This is a genomic window from Dysgonomonas sp. 520, from assembly GCF_010501095.1.
GTDB lineage: Bacteria > Bacteroidota > Bacteroidia > Bacteroidales > Dysgonomonadaceae > QVMP01.
This window is the reverse complement of sequence record NZ_QVMP01000006.1, coordinates 14249-31457: the sequence shown is the minus strand read 5'-3', so window position 1 is coordinate 31457 and position 17209 is coordinate 14249. Positions and strand designations below refer to the sequence as shown.

Genomic DNA, 17209 nt, shown 5'->3' with positions numbered 1-17209 from the left:
CCCTCTCCTATTTTAACACCTGAATACAATAAAGGATCATATTGTCACATTTTTTTTATCGTCAATAATGTTTTTTATACCTTTGCCCAATCTATGATAAAAAACATAAATTATTAACTACGTAATTCGATGAAGAAACTTATTATTTTCCTTTCCTTGATTCTTTTTGTAAGCATTTCACAAAAAGCTGACGCTCAAGTTGTATATCATAATGGACCTGCGGTTTCGGTTCTGGAAAAACTACCGGACAGTGTAAAAATAAATGGTGGGCAACACGTAAATTTTGGTATATCGTATGAACAATTCGGCCTTTTCTGGCTTCCTTTATGGAACTACGGAGAAGTTAAATACGCCCTGATTTCGGATGACGAAAACTCATACTGGGATTTGACAGAAGAAGATATCGAACTTCTGAAAAGCGAATACAATATGGACATAAAAGATAAGCCGGAAATACCTTTCTGGACTAAAGTCGGATTGAAACCGGTTATCATATTACTCCTGTTATTCATTATCTGGGGACAAATTTCGGGCAAGAAAGAATAAAAACAGAAAACGCAATATTTTTATTTGAAATCTTCTTACAATTAATCTATGTAAGAAGATTTTTTTTGCGTATAATCTATTCCTGAAAAACATCGATCTTTGTTTATAATTTACTATTTTTACGCACTGAAACTAAACAATCAAAATATTAGCAAAATATGCGTCACGATGATGAAGACTGGGACGATCCGTCAATCAAAGAATTTGACGAAATGCAAAAATATGCTTTCGTAACCCAGCGGGCTTTAGACGAAAACTTTGTAGGATATTGTTATCGGGAATACTCTGATATAAAAATAGATAGCGGGTGGCGATTTATGTACGGAGACGAAGACGAAGAGTACCTTGACAACCCCGAAAATACAGAAACCCGCGACCTGTCGGAAATACTGGAATGGAAGCCGGAACTAAGCGGCATAATTTCAGAGAAAAAAAATACAGAGTTTGAATGGGACGACGAATCAAAATCGTATATAAAGATATAAACATGCCTTTAAGCAAATTTTAAGGTATATCTTTTGTTATTATTGTTATACTCATCAAGCTTTTTACTACATTTGCACTGCAATTTGAATAAAGACAAATGCCGTTCATCAAAACTTTATATTTATACTTACTAAAGAAGTTCATCCCTATATTTGTGATGACTTTTGGGATTTGTTTATTCATTGTCCTGATGCAGTTTCTGTGGAAGTATGTCGAAGACCTTGTTGGTAAAGGTTTAGACACGATGGTGCTTGGCGAATTGTTCTTGTATGCCGCCCTCAACCTCATCCCGATGGCGCTACCTCTGGCCATCCTGCTAGCTTCGTTGATGACATTCGGGAACATGGGCGAAAGCCTTGAACTTCTGGCAACTAAAGCTGCCGGAATATCTCTTATAAAAGCCATGCGTCCGCTGATAATACTTATCGCCCTGATCAGTATCAGTGCTTTCTTCTTTCAGAACGACGCAATGCCCAAGATTAATGTTAAATTCTGGACACTACTCAGGTCTGTTAAACAAAAATCGCCCGAATTGGATATTCCCGAAGGGGCTTTCTACAACGAAATAGACAACTACAACCTATACGTAAAATCGAAAGACAAGGAAACCAAAACCCTTAAGGATGTCATGATATACGACACATCAAAAGGGTTTGAAAATATGGCGGTTATTGTTTGCGATTCGGCAAAAATGAAAACTTCGGCAGCTAAAGACTACCTGTTGCTGACACTTTATCACGGACAACAATTTGCCAATTTCAATCAATCGGGAACAAGAGGAAACCGAAATTCGACCAACAAAAACTTTGTTCCTTACAGCAGGGAAAATTTTAAGGAAAAAGATATTATAATTGAGTTCGACGCCGGATTCAACCGTCTGGACGAATCTATGCTGGAAGGCTCGCAGGTTTCTAAAAATATCAGGGAATTGCAAGTCTCCATCGATTCGCTCAACTTGCAAATAGACAGTTTGAACACTGACGACCGAAAGTTTATACTCGATTATGCGTACATCCCCCATCGGGCAAACCGCAAGATAAACATGGAGAGGGATTCTCTTATCAATCTGGATTTGAGTCCGAAAGCCAAAAAGGCAGAAGACACACCTCCGATAATCGGAATAGATACTTTGCTGGCTTCGTACAAACTTGCTGACAGGGTCACAATTTACCAAAATGCCGCAAACCAATCCGCCAGCAATGATATGGATTTGAAAATGAGATCAGGGTATAAAATAATGGCTCAAAAAAGCATGAGGCAGCACCGCACCGAGTATCACCGAAAATTCACGCTATCTTTTGCCTGCCTCGTATTCTTCTTCATTGGCGCTCCTCTGGGAGCCATCATCCGCAAAGGAGGATTGGGCATGCCCGTGGTAATTTCCGTCATACTGTTCATCATCTACTATATTATTGACAATGTGGGCTACAAAATGGCTCGTGACGGGGTTTGGGAAGCATGGCAAGGCGTTTGGCTAAGCTCTTTCATACTATTTCCTTTAGGTATATTCTTGACATATAAAGCAAATAATGACTCGGCATTGCTCAATGCGGATGCATACAGTAAATTCTTTAAGAAAGTTTTGGGAGAAAGGATAACAACCGCTATTTCTAATTCTTTCAATAAATTTGCGTCTATTTTCAAGAAAACAGGTAAGAAAAATGAAAAAAAATCCGGAAAAGTATAAGGCACCTTGTATTCTTAGCATTTAGAAAAATATAATCAACAATGGAAAAAATAATATTAGATTCTGTCGAAGATGCGATAGAAGACATTAGAAAAGGAAACTTCGTGATTGTGGTTGACGACGAAGACCGTGAGAATGAAGGCGACCTGATAATTGCGGCAGAAGCAATCACCCCCGAAAAAGTTAACTTCATGGAAACCCATGCCCGTGGGTTGATATGTGCGCCTATCACCGCAGAACGTTGCGACGAGCTCGACTTGCCCATGATGGTAACAAACAACACCTCTGTACATGCAACACCTTTTACCGTTTCGATTGACTTGCTGACAAACGGATGTACGACGGGAATATCAGCTTTCGACAGGGCGCAAACAATTCTGGCTCTTGCCAATCCCGATACTAAACCCGAAGATTTTGGCCGTCCCGGACACATATTTCCTCTAAAAGCCAGAGACAAAGGTGTATTGAGCCGGATAGGACACACTGAAGCTGCTATTGACTTGGCCAGACTGGCAGGACTATATCCGGCAGGCGTATTGATAGAGGTGAAGAAAGAAGACGGGGAAATGGCTCGTCTGCCCGAATTGAAGAAATTTGGTGATGAATACGGAATAAAAATAATTTCTATTGCAGACCTCGTAAAATACAGGCTGGAAAGAGAAAGCGTGATTGAAAGAGGTGTAGAGGTGAAAATGCCTACCCAATATGGCGACTTTCACCTGATCCCGTTCATGCAAAAATCGAACGGAATGGAACACATTGCCCTGATAAAGGGAACTTGGGAAAAAGACGAACCCATTCTTGTCCGTGTTCACTCGTCATGCATGACAGGTGATATATTCGGTTCGAAACGTTGCGAGTGCGGCGAACAGTTGCACAAATCGATGGAAATGATACAGAAAGAAGGCAAAGGTGTAGTTGTATATCTGAATCAGGAAGGCCGAGGCATCGGTCTGATGGCTAAGATGCAAGCATACAAACTACAGGAAGAAGGCATGGACACGGTTGACGCGAATATCCACTTGGGATATCGTGCCGATGAACGTGAATATGGCGTCGGAGCAAGCATCCTGCGTGAACTAGGTGTCTCAAAGATGCGCTTGATGACGAACAATCCCGTCAAGCGAAAAGGGTTGGAATCTTTCGGACTGACTATTGTTGAAAATATACCGATCGAAATAACCCCTAACAAATACAACTCGTTCTACATGAAGACAAAAAAAGATAGAATGGGACACGATCTTCACGAAATTTAAAGGTCGCAAACCTTTTTATAACCCAGGTTTTATCATTTACTTAATTATTATTATGGATTTCAATACATTATCATCTAAAACTCAACAACAAGACACTGCTGTCAAAGCAGCACAGGCTGTTTTATTCAGAAATGTTTATATCTGGATGACATTGGCTTTGGTTATCACAGGATTAACAGCAATGTATGTGGCTAGTTCACCTAATCTGGTGAATACTGTTTACAGCTATCAAATCGTCTTCTTGATTGCTACATTGGCTCTTGTCTGGTTCCTGTCAGCTAAAATAAACACATTGTCATTTACAACAGCAACCATTTGTTTTGTAGCGTATTCCGTCTTAATCGGGTTCGCGCTTTCTCTCATATTTTTAGTATACACCGATGCTTCAATAGCCCTCACATTCTTCGTTACGGCAAGTACTTTTGCTGTCATGGCTCTTATTGGCACATTCACAAAAAAAGACCTTTCGTCGTGGGGCAGCATTCTTTATATGGCTCTTATCGGACTTATCATAGCATCCGTAGCCAATTGGATAATAGGAAGTTCGACCCTATATTGGATAATAACCTATGCCGGTGTGATAATTTTTGTCGGACTTACGGCTTATGATGCTCAAAAAATAAAACGAGCAATATCGGAACATGGTAATGAAATCAACGAATCCACTCAAAAAATAGCATTGATGGGTGCATTATCGTTATATCTCGATTTTATAAACCTGTTCTTGTTCTTATTGAGAATATTAGGAAGCAGAAGATAAATAAAAAATAATATTAAACTAAACTATGTCACTACAAGTATCTGACCGTATTGCAAATCTATCGGCATCCGAGACTTTAGCTATGTCTCAAAAAAGCACTGAACTAAAAGCGCAAGGCATCGACGTAATCAATCTGAGTGTTGGCGAACCCGATTTCAACACACCTCAACACATAAAAGATGCTGCAAAAAAAGCCATAGATGATAATTTCTCGTTCTACACACCTGTTCCGGGGTATCTTTCCCTCAGAAAAGCGATATGCGAAAAGCTGAAAAAGGAAAATAATCTGGAATACAAACCGGAGCAAATCGTATGTTCGGGTGGTGCAAAACAGTCTGTTTGTAATGCTTTGATGTGTATCGTTAATCCGGGTGACGAAGTTATCATACCTGCACCATATTGGGTTAGTTATGTGGAAATGGTAAAGTTATCGGAAGGAAAATCCGTGATCATTTCTGCCGGAATTGATCAGAACTTCAAAATAACAGCTGCTCAGCTCGAAGCTGCAATAACACCAAAAACAAAAGCTATAATATTGTGTTCGCCATCCAATCCTACCGGAAGCGTTTATAGTAAGGATGAGTTGAAAGCATTGGCTGATGTTCTGGAAAAACATTCGAATGTCATAATTATTGCTGACGAAATATACGAGCATATCAACTATATAGGCAAACACGAAAGCATTGCCCAGTTTGGTACACTTAAAGAAAGAACCGCTATCGTGAACGGAGTTTCCAAGGCTTATGCAATGACAGGATGGCGTTTAGGCTGGATGGCAGCTCCTCAATGGCTGGCATCGGCTTGCAACAAACTGCAAGGACAATATACTTCCGGAGCTTCATCTATCGCCCAAAAGGCAGCAGAAGCGGCTTATACCGGCGATCAGACTTGTGTGGAAGATATGCGCAAAGCATTTGAACGCCGAAAAGAACTTGTTTATAAATTGGCAAGTGAAATTGAAGGATTCAAAGTCAGCAAACCCGATGGAGCTTTTTATTTGTTCCCCAACTGCTCGTATTTCTTAGGCAAATCTTACAACGGAAAAACCATTGAAACATCTGCCGACCTAGCTATGTTCTTACTGGAAGAAGGTCATGTTGCTTGCGTTGGCGGTGCTGCTTTCGGTGCTCCCGACTGCATCCGTTTTTCTTATGCAACTGCCGATGAGTTACTGATCGAAGCATTCAGACGCATCAAGGAAACTCTGGCAAAACTGAAATAAGGTGAAACTGATAAAGTTTTATTTCTATCTATTTTTATTAACTCTATCTTTTTCTGCCTGTAAAGGAACGGAAAAAGATAGGGTCGTATCTCCGTCCGATAGTCAAATACGGATGGAATATGCACAGGGGTTTACGGTGCATAAAACAAATGACTATACCGAAATAACCGTGCGTAACCCTTGGGATACTCTAAAAGTATTGCAAAAATATATTTTGGTGGACAGGACGAAAGAACTGCCGTCGAAACTGCCCGAAGGCATTATAATAAGAACACCCCTGAAGAGTGTTGCAGCTTATTCCTCCATACACTGTGCTGCTCTTGCCGAGTTAGGCGTTCAAGACATAATAACAGGTGTTTGTGAGCCTGATTATATCAATCTTCCATTTGTGAAAAAGGGAATTTCAGACAATACAATTGTCAATTTGGGTCAGGCAGCTGCTCCGGATGTGGAAAAAGCAATCATGCTGAGTCCCGAAGCCATACTTGCCGCACCAATTGAAGGGGCTACTTTCGGAGCCATTGAGAAAACGAAAATCCCCATCATCCAAACCCCCGACTATATGGAGAAATCAGCCTTAGGCATTGCCGAGTGGCTTAGGTTCTATGCCTATTTTGTTGGGAAAGAAGATCTGGCTGATTCATTATTTACTGCTACAAAGACAAATTACAATGCAATTATAGAAAAAACAGCCACAGCAAACAGCAAGCCGTCTGTTATGCTGGATATAATGTTCAACAATATCTGGTATATGGCGGGAGGTGGCAGTTTTGTGGTCAGCATGCTTCACGATGCAGGTGCGACATACATTTGGGATGACGTGAAAACAACAGGTTCGCAACGTTTATCGTTCGAGTCGGTGTTGGACAAAGGCGAAAAATCTGATTTTTGGCTGATAAAATACAACAACACTCAAAATTTCACCTACAACAGCCTTGAAAAGGAAAATAAAGGCTATGCACAATTTGATGCTTTCAAAAACAGGAGCATCTACGAATGTAATATGTCGAAAGCAAACTATTACGAAGATCTGACAATTCACCCCGATTGGATTTTAAAAGATTTCGCAATCATATTTCACCCCGATCTTTTCGAAGGAGAGATAACGAAGTATTATAAAAAAATGAATGAATAATAAAAAACGGAGTGTATCTAAAAAACACACTCCGTTTTTGCTTCATACCAAACTTTTATACTATTCCCTGAGCCATCATCGCGCTGGCAACTTTCATAAATCCTGCGATATTCGCCCCTTTCACATAATTGATATACCCATCTTTTTCTGCCCCATACTTAATAGATTGCGCATGGATATTCTTCATTATCTGTTGTAATTTTGCGTCCACTTCTTCGGCTGTCCATTGAATGTGCATGGCGTTTTGCGTCATTTCCAACCCGGATGTAGCCACTCCTCCTGCATTAACAGCCTTGCCCGGAGCAAAAAGGACTTTCTTTTCGACAAACAGGTCAACCGCCTCTGCCGTACATCCCATATTGGATATTTCGGCAACACAAGTCACATTATTGTTTATCAACTGTTGAGCATCATGTTCGTTCAATTCGTTCTGAATGGCGCATGGCAAAGCGATATCCACTTTCTGTTCCCAAGGACGCTTGCCTGCAAAGAAGGTTGCAGACTTAAACTCTTCGGCATAGGGTGCAACAATGTCTTCTCCTGAATTGCGAAGTTCGAGCATATAATCAATTTTTTCTCCCGAAATCCCGTCGGGGTCGTAGATATAACCGTCAGGTCCTGATATAGTAACCACTTTCGCACCCAGCTCTGTCGCTTTCAGGGCAGCGCCCCAAGCCACATTACCAAAACCTGAAATAGCAACCGTTTTTCCTTTTATATCTATTCCTTTGGCTTTCAGCATTTCATTCACAAAATACAATCCGCCAAAACCGGTAGCTTCGGGACGAATCAGCGATCCGCCATAATCCAATCCTTTTCCGGTGAAAGTTCCCGTATTCTCACGGGCTAACTTCTTGTACATTCCATACAGATAGCCGATTTCTCGTCCGCCAACACCAATATCTCCGGCCGGGACATCCGTGTCGGGACCTATATTCCGCCACAATTCGAGCATAAACGCCTGACAGAAACGCATAATCTCTGCATTTGATTTACCCTTTACATTGAAATCCGAACCTCCCTTTGCACCTCCCATAGGAAGAGTGGTCAAAGCATTTTTGAAAGTTTGCTCAAAACCTAAAAACTTGAGCGTGGAGAGATTTACCGAAGCATGAAAACGCAAACCTCCCTTATAAGGGCCTATCGCATTATTGAACTGAACACGATAGCCTAAGTTGACCTGAACATCGCCTTTATCGTCAACCCAAGGAACTTTGAAAGTAAATATCCTATCCGGTTCAACCAGCCGCTCTATAATCCGAGCCTTCTCAAATTCGGGGTGCCGGTTATATATTTCCTCAATACTCATCAAAACTTCTTTCACCGCTTGCAAAAATTCTGGTTCACCGGGATGCTTTGCTTCCAAAGATGACAAAATGTTATCTATTTTCATATTTTATTACATTTTAAAGGTTGTTACATGTATACAAATATATAAATTAAGAAATGATATTTACAATTTATCAGTTGATTGTTTTTATCTGAAAAATCTGCTTTTCAACATCTCTTTTTCTGTTTTTTAATTCCTAAATTTGTTTTTTAATTATATACGATCGCAAAATGGACAATCTGGATAAAATAGTAGAACAACTCGGTTCAAACTCGAAACGTTTACCCATCAACAAACTCGAACTGGAAAGTGTTTTGGAAGTATTATTCCATCAAATACTATTTCCCATTTGTGTAGAGAATTGCGATACAAAGAAAGAGATCAAATTCGTTCAAACCACTCTTCTTCTGAACATATCGAATTTGATGAATAAAGACGAAGCTGCAAAAATCGTTGATACTTTTGTCAACGAACTGCCTCTTTTTCAGGAAAGATTAAAGGTAGAAGCCGAATGTTTCATTCATAATGACCCTGCTGCAAGATCGGTGGAGGAGATTGTTTTGACATATCCCGGATTTTTTGCACTAACTGTTCACCGGATAGCACATTTCCTGTTCAAGCTGGAGGTGCCGATTATTCCCCGCCTTTTTTCGGAGTATGCACATGCAAAAGTGGGTATAGACATTCATCCGGGGGCACAAATCGGCAATAATTTTTTCATCGACCACGGCACAGGAATCGTTATCGGCGAAACAACCATCATCGGAGATAATGTAAAAATATACCAAGGTGTTACTTTGGGTGCCCTGCATGTTTCGAGGAGTTTGAAGAACCAGAAAAGGCATCCGACCATTGAAGATAATGTGGTTATATATGCCGGAGCTACAATATTAGGAGGCAACACCATTGTAGGGCATGATTCCACAATCGGGGGGAATGTGTGGTTGACGAAAAGTGTAATCCCCTACTCTCTCGTATTTCACACATCCGAAATCAGGATACGCTCTACGAACGACTTTGATGATGTTTTGAATTTTTCGATCTGAATTTTCAAAAAAAATGTTTGCTCAAAAACTCCATAAACTTGTCTTTATAGGAGTCTGACACAGGGATATATTGTTTTCCGAAAACAATGTTATTGCGTTCTATTGTCTTCACTTTATCCAAATTGACAATGAAAGAACGATGAACACGCATGAACTTATTTGATGGAAGTTTTTCTTCCAAAGATTGCATGCTCATGAGTGAACTGACCGGATCGGTGGCCGATTGTAAATGAAACTTTACATAATCTTTCTGATTTTCAATATACAGGATATTATCGAAATCCATCTTTTCTATCCGGTATCCCGATTTCACGAAAATACTGTTCAACGGTGGTTGATTATTCTCTGTCAGGTTGAACCATTCCAAGGCTTTATGCGATGCTTGCAGAAACTCTGCATAACTGACCGGTTTCAACAAATAGTCCAATGCGTTCTGCCTGAACCCCTCCAATGCATACTGATCGTAAGCAGTTGTAAAAATGACTTTCAACGAGGTAGGCAATGTCTTAGCAAATTCCATTCCACTGATTTGCGGCATATTGATATCTAAAAATAAAACCTGTACATCATTTTTTTTAATAGTTTCGACAGAAGATAACGGCTCCTCAAAAGTTCCGATAAGATCGAGAAACGGCGTTTTTTTTACGTACGATTTCAACAAATCAATAGCTAAAGGTTCGTCATCAATAATCACGCATTTCAATTTCATAGTATAATTATTTTTTATTCATCCGACTCAATAATAGAAATAAGCCAACAACCATATTATACAAGAACTCAATCATTTACTAAAATCTATCCGAAGCATTGCAAAAAAACTATCCTGACGCAATTCCGTTTCAAACTGATGTTTGCCGGGATAAAGCAAATCCAATCTTTTCGTTAAATTAGCCAAACCTACCCCCGAATCTTTTATCTCCAGATTATTATTCTTGATATTTTCGTCCAAACTATTTTCAACTGTGCAGAGAACTCCTTTTTCAGCTTCCACTAAGATAGTTATCTTTATAAAACTTTCTTTTGCCGAATTCGTTCCATGTTTAAATGCATTCTCGATTAGAGTGATAAACATTAAAGGAGCAATTTTACCCCTGCTTTCGTTGTCTTCAATCAATACATCTAGCTTAGTGTTTTTTCCCAACCGCAATTTCATCAAATCTATATAGTTTTGAGTGAACTGCAATTCGCGCGAAATCGGGAGAAATTTTTCATCATTTTCATACAAAACATACCGAAGCAAACCGCTAAGCCGATGCACCGACTCTTGTGCTTTTTCCTGATCTATAGCTATCAGTGAATAGATATTATTCAGCGTATTGAACAGAAAATGAGGATTAAGCTGCGTTCTGAGTATTTTTAAATCGGCTTCCAATTGCATATTTTTTACCTGTTCCATCTTGATGGAATCATGATACCATCGCACAGTAGTTTTGATGGCAACACTTATGCCTATCACAAAGAATATAAGTACATATTCAGATATAAAACGTATGGCAAACGGTGGTCGTGAATGATGGCGGGGTATTCTCTCCACACGAGGATATTGAGAAAAGCACAACTCAAAGAAAAACGATTGTGCCAAGAATAAAATGCCAACCAAAACAATATTTATGATGATATAGGAAACAAACTTTTTGTTGAACAAGAACTTATCAATCAGATACAAATAATTGACATAAAATATTATTGCAAATATCAATACCCGAACGGTATAGCTTATAAACGGCTTATTGTCCAGAGTGCCCTCACGCGACATAATATAAGTCGGTACGATCAGAATGATTGCCCAGATCAGAATATGTACAAATACCTTTATAAAATTCTTCATTTCGCTGTTAGATAGTGTTATTCATACCTCAACGCTTCGATAGGGTCCAGATCCGATGCTTTTTTCGCAGGATACCAGCCAAAGAATATACCCGTGGCCGAACATACTATAAACGACAAAGCAATGGTATACACCTGAATATCGATAGGCCAAGATAAAAGATTTTTCACAATAAAAGAACTACTTATACCTAAAATCATATCATCCTGATCCATAGGGGGAAGTGTCCTCCACCACCGAGAGCTCTTTTTCCTCCCATACCTCCTTGAGGTGGTTGGGCAGACAAACTTAAAGCGGCAAACACAAAAGCAAGCGTAAACAATACTTTTCTCATTTCATCTAATTATTTTAGTTCTGAAACGAAATTACACAGAAGTCATTGTTATGAAAAGAAGAATCGACAGAGAGACGTTTCCGGTCGACAAAAAAGAGACCGGCTTTTCGTGCCAATTTCTCACATCACTCATATATTATACGAATCAGTTGCTGAAAACCGTTGTTTTAATTTGTCGATTTTCGGGTGGGGTGCTTTGTAGGGGTAGGCTCTCTGGTCTACCCGAAAGATTTGTCATGCTTTGCCTTATCTGATAAAAAAATACTATTTTTACGACGTTAAACAAACACTCTACGGAACATTAAAATTTATGAAGCTGAAATACACACTACTACTGCTATTTACTTTAATTTCAATAAATCTATCGGCACAGCAAACGGACGAAGAAAAAAGATTTATTAACGAATTGCTGGTTGATGAAGATACCGGAGAATATGAAGACGTAGAATTGAATATGCTCGACATACCTTATTGCATAAACATAGGTGAAGATGTTGAGCGTTTTTCGGTTTGTATGCACATGCTGGCTCACGAAGATCTGAACGGAGACGGAATCGAAGATTATGTGATTTGGCGTGTTTCGGAGGGAATGTTGGGCGGAAACGCCAATACCAACAACGAGTATATTTACTATATCATGAAGGATGACAGAACAATAGATAAGAAATATTCAGTGCTTGGCTACGCTCCTTTTTCCTATAACATATTGGATGAAATGGAATACAAAGATGGAAAACTAAAGGGAGTGGCAACACAGAATTTCAGGACATATTATAACGAGGATGGAGAACTGAAAAGCACGCCTGTGAGTTTTCTTTATAAAGATGGTAATCTGTACGAGGAGAGTTATCTGAACAAGTGCGAAATGGGCAAGATGAAAGACAAGACAATATTCAAATCTGATCTGCCAAACGTGGAGCGTGACCGGAATATTGATATGCATGATTATACGGAATACTCATCAGAAAAGTGTGTAAAAGGCGATACTCTTGTGACGGCTTCCCTGTCGGGGTGCGACAACCTGTCTTTGTCTTTCGAGTTGACTCTGTACAACTTTCCACATCAGGCACAAACGAAAGAATTTTATCAGCAGAAAATTCTTGACCTTATCGGTTTCTTACGCAACAACACCCGATATAAAAGTACACTTCAGAAAGTTGCGGATAACTATAAAAAACAAACATACAAAGACAACGAAGAAAAAACGGGTACATTGGATAATAAGTGGACTTATACCCTATCCAAATTTCAATACAACAGCAAGCGTAAAGCATTTCAGTTCAGGCTGTCTGTTGGTAATATGGTGAACCCGAATCAAACCGAAAACTGGGAAATAACCTCAAGAAAGAAGTAACTGAACATTTCAATTATCCCCCTCACTCATTGAAGAGGTGAAGGGGAAGAATCATCGTCTATTCGATGTAGAACGGAACGGCGTATAGTTGAGTGTAGGGACCATACGATCCTGCTAGTCCATTATAAGATGTTATTAACTTATTGTCTCCATTCCAGTTAGTTGCACTCACATAAGCCCATAAATAGAGAGTTGTTGTTGTCGTTATTTTTATCGGTATTGCTCCCGATCCGTAATAATCAGGATGGATGCTACCTTCACTATATAATTTTTGAATAATAACCGATTTGATTGGGGATAAATAGGTTGGAGGAATGTTAGCTGTGGAAGAGGTTGAAAAAAAGATTGACGCAAAACGATTATTAGCTAATGTAGCAGCAACATTATCTCCCTGTGGAGAAATCCATGCAGTAAAATTTACCTGATAATCACCGGGTGTTAGTTCAATTGACATACCCGAATATGCTATATGTTCACTGTCAGATGTTGCGTCGAGGACAGGGTTTGTTACTGGGTTAGCAGGGATAGTGCCCAATTTTGCATAAGCCACACCCGGAGTTTTCCAACTACCATTGCCATTACCATCGGTAGTCAATACTTTTCCATTGCCCTGACTTCCATCCTGCAACCGAAATCCTTTGCCTTGTGTCGTGCTGCGGATATCGACCTTTGTCTGGGGACTGTTCGTGCCTATGCCCACGTTTCCGGCTGATGTGACAACCACATCGTCGGCAACATCCATGTCTCCGTTGTTTTAAAAAGCCTTCAACTCCTTGCTCAGTTTTTGCACAGGTAATCCCATTATATTGAAATAGGAGCCGGCAATATATTCCACACCTACATATCCTATCCATTCTTGCACACCGTATGCCCCCGCCTTATCCAAAGGCTTGTAATGGTTCACATAATAATCTATGTCTGCTTCGTCCAGTTGTGCAAACCTGACTTCGGAAACTGATGAAAAAGTTTTTCTTTTATCTTTCGAATACAAGCAAACGCCGGTTATCACTTCATGAGTTTTGCCCGACAAGTCTCCGAGCATTTGTTTGGCTTCTACAATGTCTTTTGGCTTGCCATACACTTTTCCGTTGAGTATAACCAACGTATCGGCAGTAATAACAAGTGTGTCTTCGTCAATAATAGAATCGTATGCTTCGGCTTTTTTCCGGGCAAGATATTCGGGTATGTCATTTACATCTAAAGTATCAGGATAAGACTCATCCAAATCGGGTAACACTTTAATTTCGAACGGAATATCCAGACCTTTCAGCAATTCTTGTCTGCGAGGAGAATTAGACGCCAGTATAATCTTCGATAATTTCATTTATAATGCTTGCTTTAATCGAACCAATTTAGTCAATAGAGCTTCCAGTTGATTAAGAGGCAACATATTAGCACCATCCGAAAGAGCTTTATCCGGTTCGGGATGTGTTTCCATAAACAACCCGTCCACACCGGTGGCTATTCCCGCCTTGCACATAGTTTCTATCAATTTAGGCTGACCTCCCGTTACTCCCGACGACTGATTCGGTTTCTGCAAACAATGGGTAGCATCCAAAACCACAGGAAAGCCAAACTCCTGCATTTCAGGTATTCCCCTGAAATCGACTACAAGGTCACCATAGCCGAACGATACACCTCGTTCTGTGAGCATTACATTATCATTGCCCGAATCTATCACTTTCTGAGCGGCAAATTTCATTGCATGGGGCGCAAGGAACTGCCCTTTTTTTATATTTACTATCTTACCTGTTTTAGCGGCAGCTATCAGCAAATCTGTTTGACGACAAAGAAAGGCAGGAATCTGGAGTACATCCACGTATTCAGCAGCAAGAGCCGCTTCGTGAGTTTCGTGAATATCGGTTACAGTAGGTATACCGAAAGTTTCGCCTACCTTGCGAAGTATCTTCAATGCCTTTTCGTCTCCTATTCCCGTGAAAGAATCGACCCGAGAACGGTTTGCTTTGCGGTACGAACCCTTAAACACGAAAGGGATATTCAACCGGCTGGTTATATTCATTATAGTCTCGGCGATGCTCAGAGCCATATCTTCACCCTCTATTACACATGGACCTGCCAGAAGAAAGAAATTATCATTTTTTAGTTTCGAGATATTCATAGTTTTATTATTAGTTTATTTGTTTCGTTTCTTCGTTGTAAACAGGCACAACATCAACCGTATCAATCCGAAGGCAATATTGAGCCACATCCAACAGATTGTTTGCAGCCAATCGTTTGATGTGCTCCGATTGTTGAATATACTTGTTCAGATCCGGTTTGGCTTCAGTCCACATCGACAATGCAACCTGAACAGCATCGGAGTCTACCGTATACCCTTTCTCCTGAATAAGTTTATCGGCTAATGCCCCGCCGAACAGGCTATCTTCTATATTGAATCTATCCTTCCACCCTGAACACAAGACAAGGACATCTTTCTGTTCTTGGGCACAATAATCTGCAATAGCAGACAAATTGGAAAAAGCACCGATTATAAGCCGGTAACAACCTTTAGCCGTTTCAATGGCATGAGTACCATTAGTTGTAGTGAAAACCACATCTTTATCCCTCACCTTTTCCGGTGAATATTCGGAAGGTGTGTTTCCAAAGTCGGCAAACTCAACCCGTTTGACATTGCGTTCCGCTCCCACTAAATAGCCTTGATCTTTGTACGATTTTGCTATCTCAATAGAATCTACCGGAATCACACTTTTCGCTCCATTGGCAATGGCGGCGCACATGGTGGTTGATGCTCTGAATATATCCACTACCACAACAATAGAATCTTCCGATTCGTATGCGGGATAAAGCGCAGGAGAAAAACATAATTCTACTTTCATTTATCTGTGTAATAATTTGATCGACAAAAGTACAAAAAAGAAAGGAGAGATTAAAGTTCAGCGAAATAGTTGTTTTAAATTCGATAAAAAAAGTAGGGACGAATAAACATTCGCCCGCATATATTCTTTCTTCTTAGACGTAAAATTTTACACCCCTACATTTTCATTTTCAAAAACAGGTTGAACGTAAACCAACGTTTTCTTCTGCAATGAACTATATAATTTTATTTTTTCACGTATTCAACTATCCAGTCGCCAACCTCCGATGTTGTATACGCTTTGCCTCCCGAGGCAATATCTTCCGTAACAATATTAGCATCGAGAGATGCGTTAACAGCTTCCCGAATCAGTTTTCCCTCATCCATCAGGTTGAATGCATATTCGAACATCATTGCTGCAGAAAGAATGGTTGCAACTGGGTTTGCAATATTTTTTCCCGCTGCCTGAGGGTATGACCCATGAATAGGCTCAAAAACCGAAGTGTGAATACCTATCGAAGCCGATGGCAACATGCCTAGAGAGCCTGTGATGACAGACGATTCGTCCGTGAGGATATCTCCGAAGAGATTTTCCGTTACCAATACATCAAAACGTTTTGGCCACTGAATTATCTGCATGGCTGCATTGTCTACAAACATATATTCGGTTTCCACATCAGGATATTGTTTCTCAACTTCCTGTGCCACTTCACGCCACAAACGTGATGTAGCCAACACGTTAGCCTTGTCCACAACCGTAACTTTCTTGCGGCGTTGGCGGGCATATTTATATGAAAGATGCAAAATACGCTCTACTTCTTCACGGGTGTATACGCATGTGTCGTAGGCAGTGTTTCCATCCTCGCTTCTGCCTTGTGGACGACCGAAATAAAGTCCTCCGGTGAGTTCACGCACACACATAAAATCAGCACCCTCAACCAAATCGGCACGAAGCGGCGATTTATGTATCAATGAAGGGAAAGTAGTAATTGGCCGCAGGTTTGCATATAAGCCTAAGTCTTTTCTCATTTTTAGCAATCCCTGTTCGGGGCGAATTTTTGCCGATGGATTGTTGTCGTATTTAGGATCCCCGATGGCTCCGAAAAGTACGGCATCCGATTCCATGCACAAGTCGTGAGTTCCTTGTGGATAAGGACTGCCAACTTCGTCAATGGCACATGCGCCAACAAGACCGTACTCATAAGACAACTCGTGTCCGAATTTTTCACAAATAGCTTCGGTCACCCGCAAAGCCTGACTAATAATTTCGGGACCAATTCCATCTCCCGGCAAAACTGCGATATTCAATTTCATTTTTTGTTTATATTTTTTTAGTATTATATTTTTTTATTCTGAAGTCATCTAGACTTTTTAAATTATACTTAATTTTTGAGTTTTTGTCATGTTGAA

18 protein-coding genes and 1 pseudogene are annotated in these 17209 nt (G+C 40.1%); 9 read left to right on the top strand and 10 right to left on the bottom strand.

All coding sequences use genetic code 11. From position 1 onward, the window contains the following. Positions 1-129 precede the first annotated feature (129 nt). From D0T56_RS04450 to D0T56_RS04420, 7 genes are all read left to right on the top strand, one after another. Entirely contained in the window at positions 130-546 is a 417-nt protein-coding gene (locus D0T56_RS04450) for a hypothetical protein (RefSeq protein ID WP_163318935.1), read from the top strand. 158 nt (positions 547-704) lie between these two features. Then, on the top strand, positions 705-1031 hold the full coding sequence (locus D0T56_RS04445) for a DUF2185 domain-containing protein (protein ID WP_163318934.1): 327 nt from the start codon (positions 705-707) through the stop codon (positions 1029-1031). A gap of 98 nt (positions 1032-1129) precedes the next feature. Continuing rightward, the gene (locus D0T56_RS04440) at positions 1130-2719 is read left to right on the top strand and encodes an LptF/LptG family permease (RefSeq protein ID WP_163318933.1); all 1590 of its coding nucleotides are present in this window, start codon (positions 1130-1132) and stop codon (positions 2717-2719) included. Positions 2720-2760: 41 nt separating this feature from the next. Continuing rightward, positions 2761-3975 (top strand): bifunctional 3,4-dihydroxy-2-butanone-4-phosphate synthase/GTP cyclohydrolase II, encoded by a 1215-nt coding sequence (locus D0T56_RS04435; protein WP_163318932.1) that lies wholly within the window; start codon positions 2761-2763, stop codon positions 3973-3975. Between the two features lie 52 nt (positions 3976-4027). Continuing rightward, positions 4028-4735, top strand: a complete 708-nt coding sequence (locus D0T56_RS04430; RefSeq protein ID WP_163318931.1) for a Bax inhibitor-1/YccA family protein — start codon at positions 4028-4030, stop codon at positions 4733-4735. 25 nt (positions 4736-4760) lie between these two features. Next, a complete protein-coding gene (locus D0T56_RS04425; RefSeq protein ID WP_163318930.1) occupies positions 4761-5957 on the top strand; it encodes a pyridoxal phosphate-dependent aminotransferase in 1197 nt (398 codons plus the stop codon). Between the two features lies 1 nt (position 5958). After that, positions 5959-7092 (top strand): ABC transporter substrate-binding protein, encoded by a 1134-nt coding sequence (locus tag D0T56_RS04420; RefSeq protein ID WP_163318929.1) that lies wholly within the window; start codon positions 5959-5961, stop codon positions 7090-7092. Between the two features lie 55 nt (positions 7093-7147). Here D0T56_RS04420 and gdhA read toward each other — a convergent pair whose 3' ends face one another. Further along, positions 7148-8485 (bottom strand): NADP-specific glutamate dehydrogenase, encoded by a 1338-nt coding sequence (gene gdhA / locus D0T56_RS04415; RefSeq protein ID WP_163318928.1) that lies wholly within the window; start codon positions 8483-8485, stop codon positions 7148-7150. A 167-nt stretch (positions 8486-8652) separates the two neighbouring features. On the opposite strand from gdhA, the gene epsC reads away from it, so the two are divergent. Continuing rightward, positions 8653-9468, top strand: a complete 816-nt coding sequence (gene epsC / locus D0T56_RS04410; RefSeq protein ID WP_163318927.1) for a serine O-acetyltransferase EpsC — start codon at positions 8653-8655, stop codon at positions 9466-9468. Between the two features lie 4 nt (positions 9469-9472). On the opposite strand, the gene D0T56_RS04405 is transcribed toward epsC, so the two are convergent. The 4 genes and pseudogenes from D0T56_RS04405 to D0T56_RS04390 form a co-directional block, all read right to left on the bottom strand. Beyond that, a complete protein-coding gene (locus tag D0T56_RS04405; protein ID WP_163318926.1) occupies positions 9473-10177 on the bottom strand; it encodes a LytTR family DNA-binding domain-containing protein in 705 nt (234 codons plus the stop codon). A gap of 72 nt (positions 10178-10249) precedes the next feature. After that, the gene (locus D0T56_RS04400) at positions 10250-11296 is read right to left on the bottom strand and encodes a sensor histidine kinase (protein WP_163318925.1); all 1047 of its coding nucleotides are present in this window, start codon (positions 11294-11296) and stop codon (positions 10250-10252) included. Between the two features lie 17 nt (positions 11297-11313). Next, positions 11314-11478, bottom strand: a pseudogene (locus tag D0T56_RS04395) (ABC transporter permease); the annotation flags it as partial. A gap of 14 nt (positions 11479-11492) precedes the next feature. Continuing rightward, positions 11493-11630, bottom strand: coding sequence for a hypothetical protein (locus tag D0T56_RS04390; RefSeq protein ID WP_163318924.1), 138 nt, complete (start codon positions 11628-11630; stop codon positions 11493-11495). Positions 11631-11940: 310 nt separating this feature from the next. On the opposite strand from D0T56_RS04390, the gene D0T56_RS04385 reads away from it, so the two are divergent. Next, a complete protein-coding gene (locus D0T56_RS04385; protein ID WP_163318923.1) occupies positions 11941-12984 on the top strand; it encodes a hypothetical protein in 1044 nt (347 codons plus the stop codon). A gap of 58 nt (positions 12985-13042) precedes the next feature. Here D0T56_RS04385 and D0T56_RS04380 read toward each other — a convergent pair whose 3' ends face one another. The 5 genes from D0T56_RS04380 to leuB all read right to left on the bottom strand — a co-directional run bounded on the left by D0T56_RS04380 (position 13043) and on the right by leuB (position 17113). Continuing rightward, positions 13043-13726 (bottom strand): hypothetical protein, encoded by a 684-nt coding sequence (locus D0T56_RS04380; protein ID WP_163318922.1) that lies wholly within the window; start codon positions 13724-13726, stop codon positions 13043-13045. Positions 13727-13738: 12 nt separating this feature from the next. After that, positions 13739-14308 carry a Maf-like protein gene (locus D0T56_RS04375; protein WP_163318921.1) on the bottom strand — a complete coding sequence of 190 codons (570 nt, stop codon included), beginning with the start codon at positions 14306-14308 and terminating at the stop codon, positions 13739-13741. Next, a complete protein-coding gene (gene kdsA / locus D0T56_RS04370) occupies positions 14309-15103 on the bottom strand; it encodes a 3-deoxy-8-phosphooctulonate synthase (protein ID WP_163318920.1) in 795 nt (264 codons plus the stop codon). It lies immediately after the preceding gene. A 10-nt stretch (positions 15104-15113) separates the two neighbouring features. Further along, positions 15114-15821 (bottom strand): 2-phosphosulfolactate phosphatase, encoded by a 708-nt coding sequence (locus tag D0T56_RS04365; protein WP_163318919.1) that lies wholly within the window; start codon positions 15819-15821, stop codon positions 15114-15116. A 224-nt stretch (positions 15822-16045) separates the two neighbouring features. Then, entirely contained in the window at positions 16046-17113 is a 1068-nt protein-coding gene (leuB, locus tag D0T56_RS04360; protein ID WP_163318918.1) for a 3-isopropylmalate dehydrogenase, read from the bottom strand. Positions 17114-17209: the final 96 nt, after the last annotated feature.

Bases quoted from the DNA above. Each gene is read 5' to 3' on its own strand.
- D0T56_RS04450 (WP_163318935.1), top strand. From the start codon at position 130: ATGAAGAAACTTATTATTTTCCTTTCCTTGATTCTTTTTGTAAGCATT.
- D0T56_RS04445 (WP_163318934.1), top strand. From the start codon at position 705: ATGCGTCACGATGATGAAGACTGGGACGATCCGTCAATCAAAGAATTT.
- D0T56_RS04440 (WP_163318933.1), top strand. From the start codon at position 1,130: ATGCCGTTCATCAAAACTTTATATTTATACTTACTAAAGAAGTTCATC.
- D0T56_RS04435 (WP_163318932.1), top strand. From the start codon at position 2,761: ATGGAAAAAATAATATTAGATTCTGTCGAAGATGCGATAGAAGACATT.
- D0T56_RS04430 (WP_163318931.1), top strand. From the start codon at position 4,028: ATGGATTTCAATACATTATCATCTAAAACTCAACAACAAGACACTGCT.
- D0T56_RS04425 (WP_163318930.1), top strand. From the start codon at position 4,761: ATGTCACTACAAGTATCTGACCGTATTGCAAATCTATCGGCATCCGAG.
- gdhA (WP_163318928.1), bottom strand. From the start codon at position 8,485: ATGAAAATAGATAACATTTTGTCATCTTTGGAAGCAAAGCATCCCGGT.
- epsC (WP_163318927.1), top strand. From the start codon at position 8,653: ATGGACAATCTGGATAAAATAGTAGAACAACTCGGTTCAAACTCGAAA.
- D0T56_RS04405 (WP_163318926.1), bottom strand. From the start codon at position 10,177: ATGAAATTGAAATGCGTGATTATTGATGACGAACCTTTAGCTATTGAT.
- D0T56_RS04400 (WP_163318925.1), bottom strand. From the start codon at position 11,296: ATGAAGAATTTTATAAAGGTATTTGTACATATTCTGATCTGGGCAATC.
- D0T56_RS04390 (WP_163318924.1), bottom strand. From the start codon at position 11,630: ATGAGAAAAGTATTGTTTACGCTTGCTTTTGTGTTTGCCGCTTTAAGT.
- D0T56_RS04385 (WP_163318923.1), top strand. From the start codon at position 11,941: ATGAAGCTGAAATACACACTACTACTGCTATTTACTTTAATTTCAATA.
- D0T56_RS04380 (WP_163318922.1), bottom strand. From the start codon at position 13,726: ATGGATGTTGCCGACGATGTGGTTGTCACATCAGCCGGAAACGTGGGC.
- D0T56_RS04375 (WP_163318921.1), bottom strand. From the start codon at position 14,308: ATGAAATTATCGAAGATTATACTGGCGTCTAATTCTCCTCGCAGACAA.
- kdsA (WP_163318920.1), bottom strand. From the start codon at position 15,103: ATGAATATCTCGAAACTAAAAAATGATAATTTCTTTCTTCTGGCAGGT.
- D0T56_RS04365 (WP_163318919.1), bottom strand. From the start codon at position 15,821: ATGAAAGTAGAATTATGTTTTTCTCCTGCGCTTTATCCCGCATACGAA.
- leuB (WP_163318918.1), bottom strand. From the start codon at position 17,113: ATGAAATTGAATATCGCAGTTTTGCCGGGAGATGGAATTGGTCCCGAA.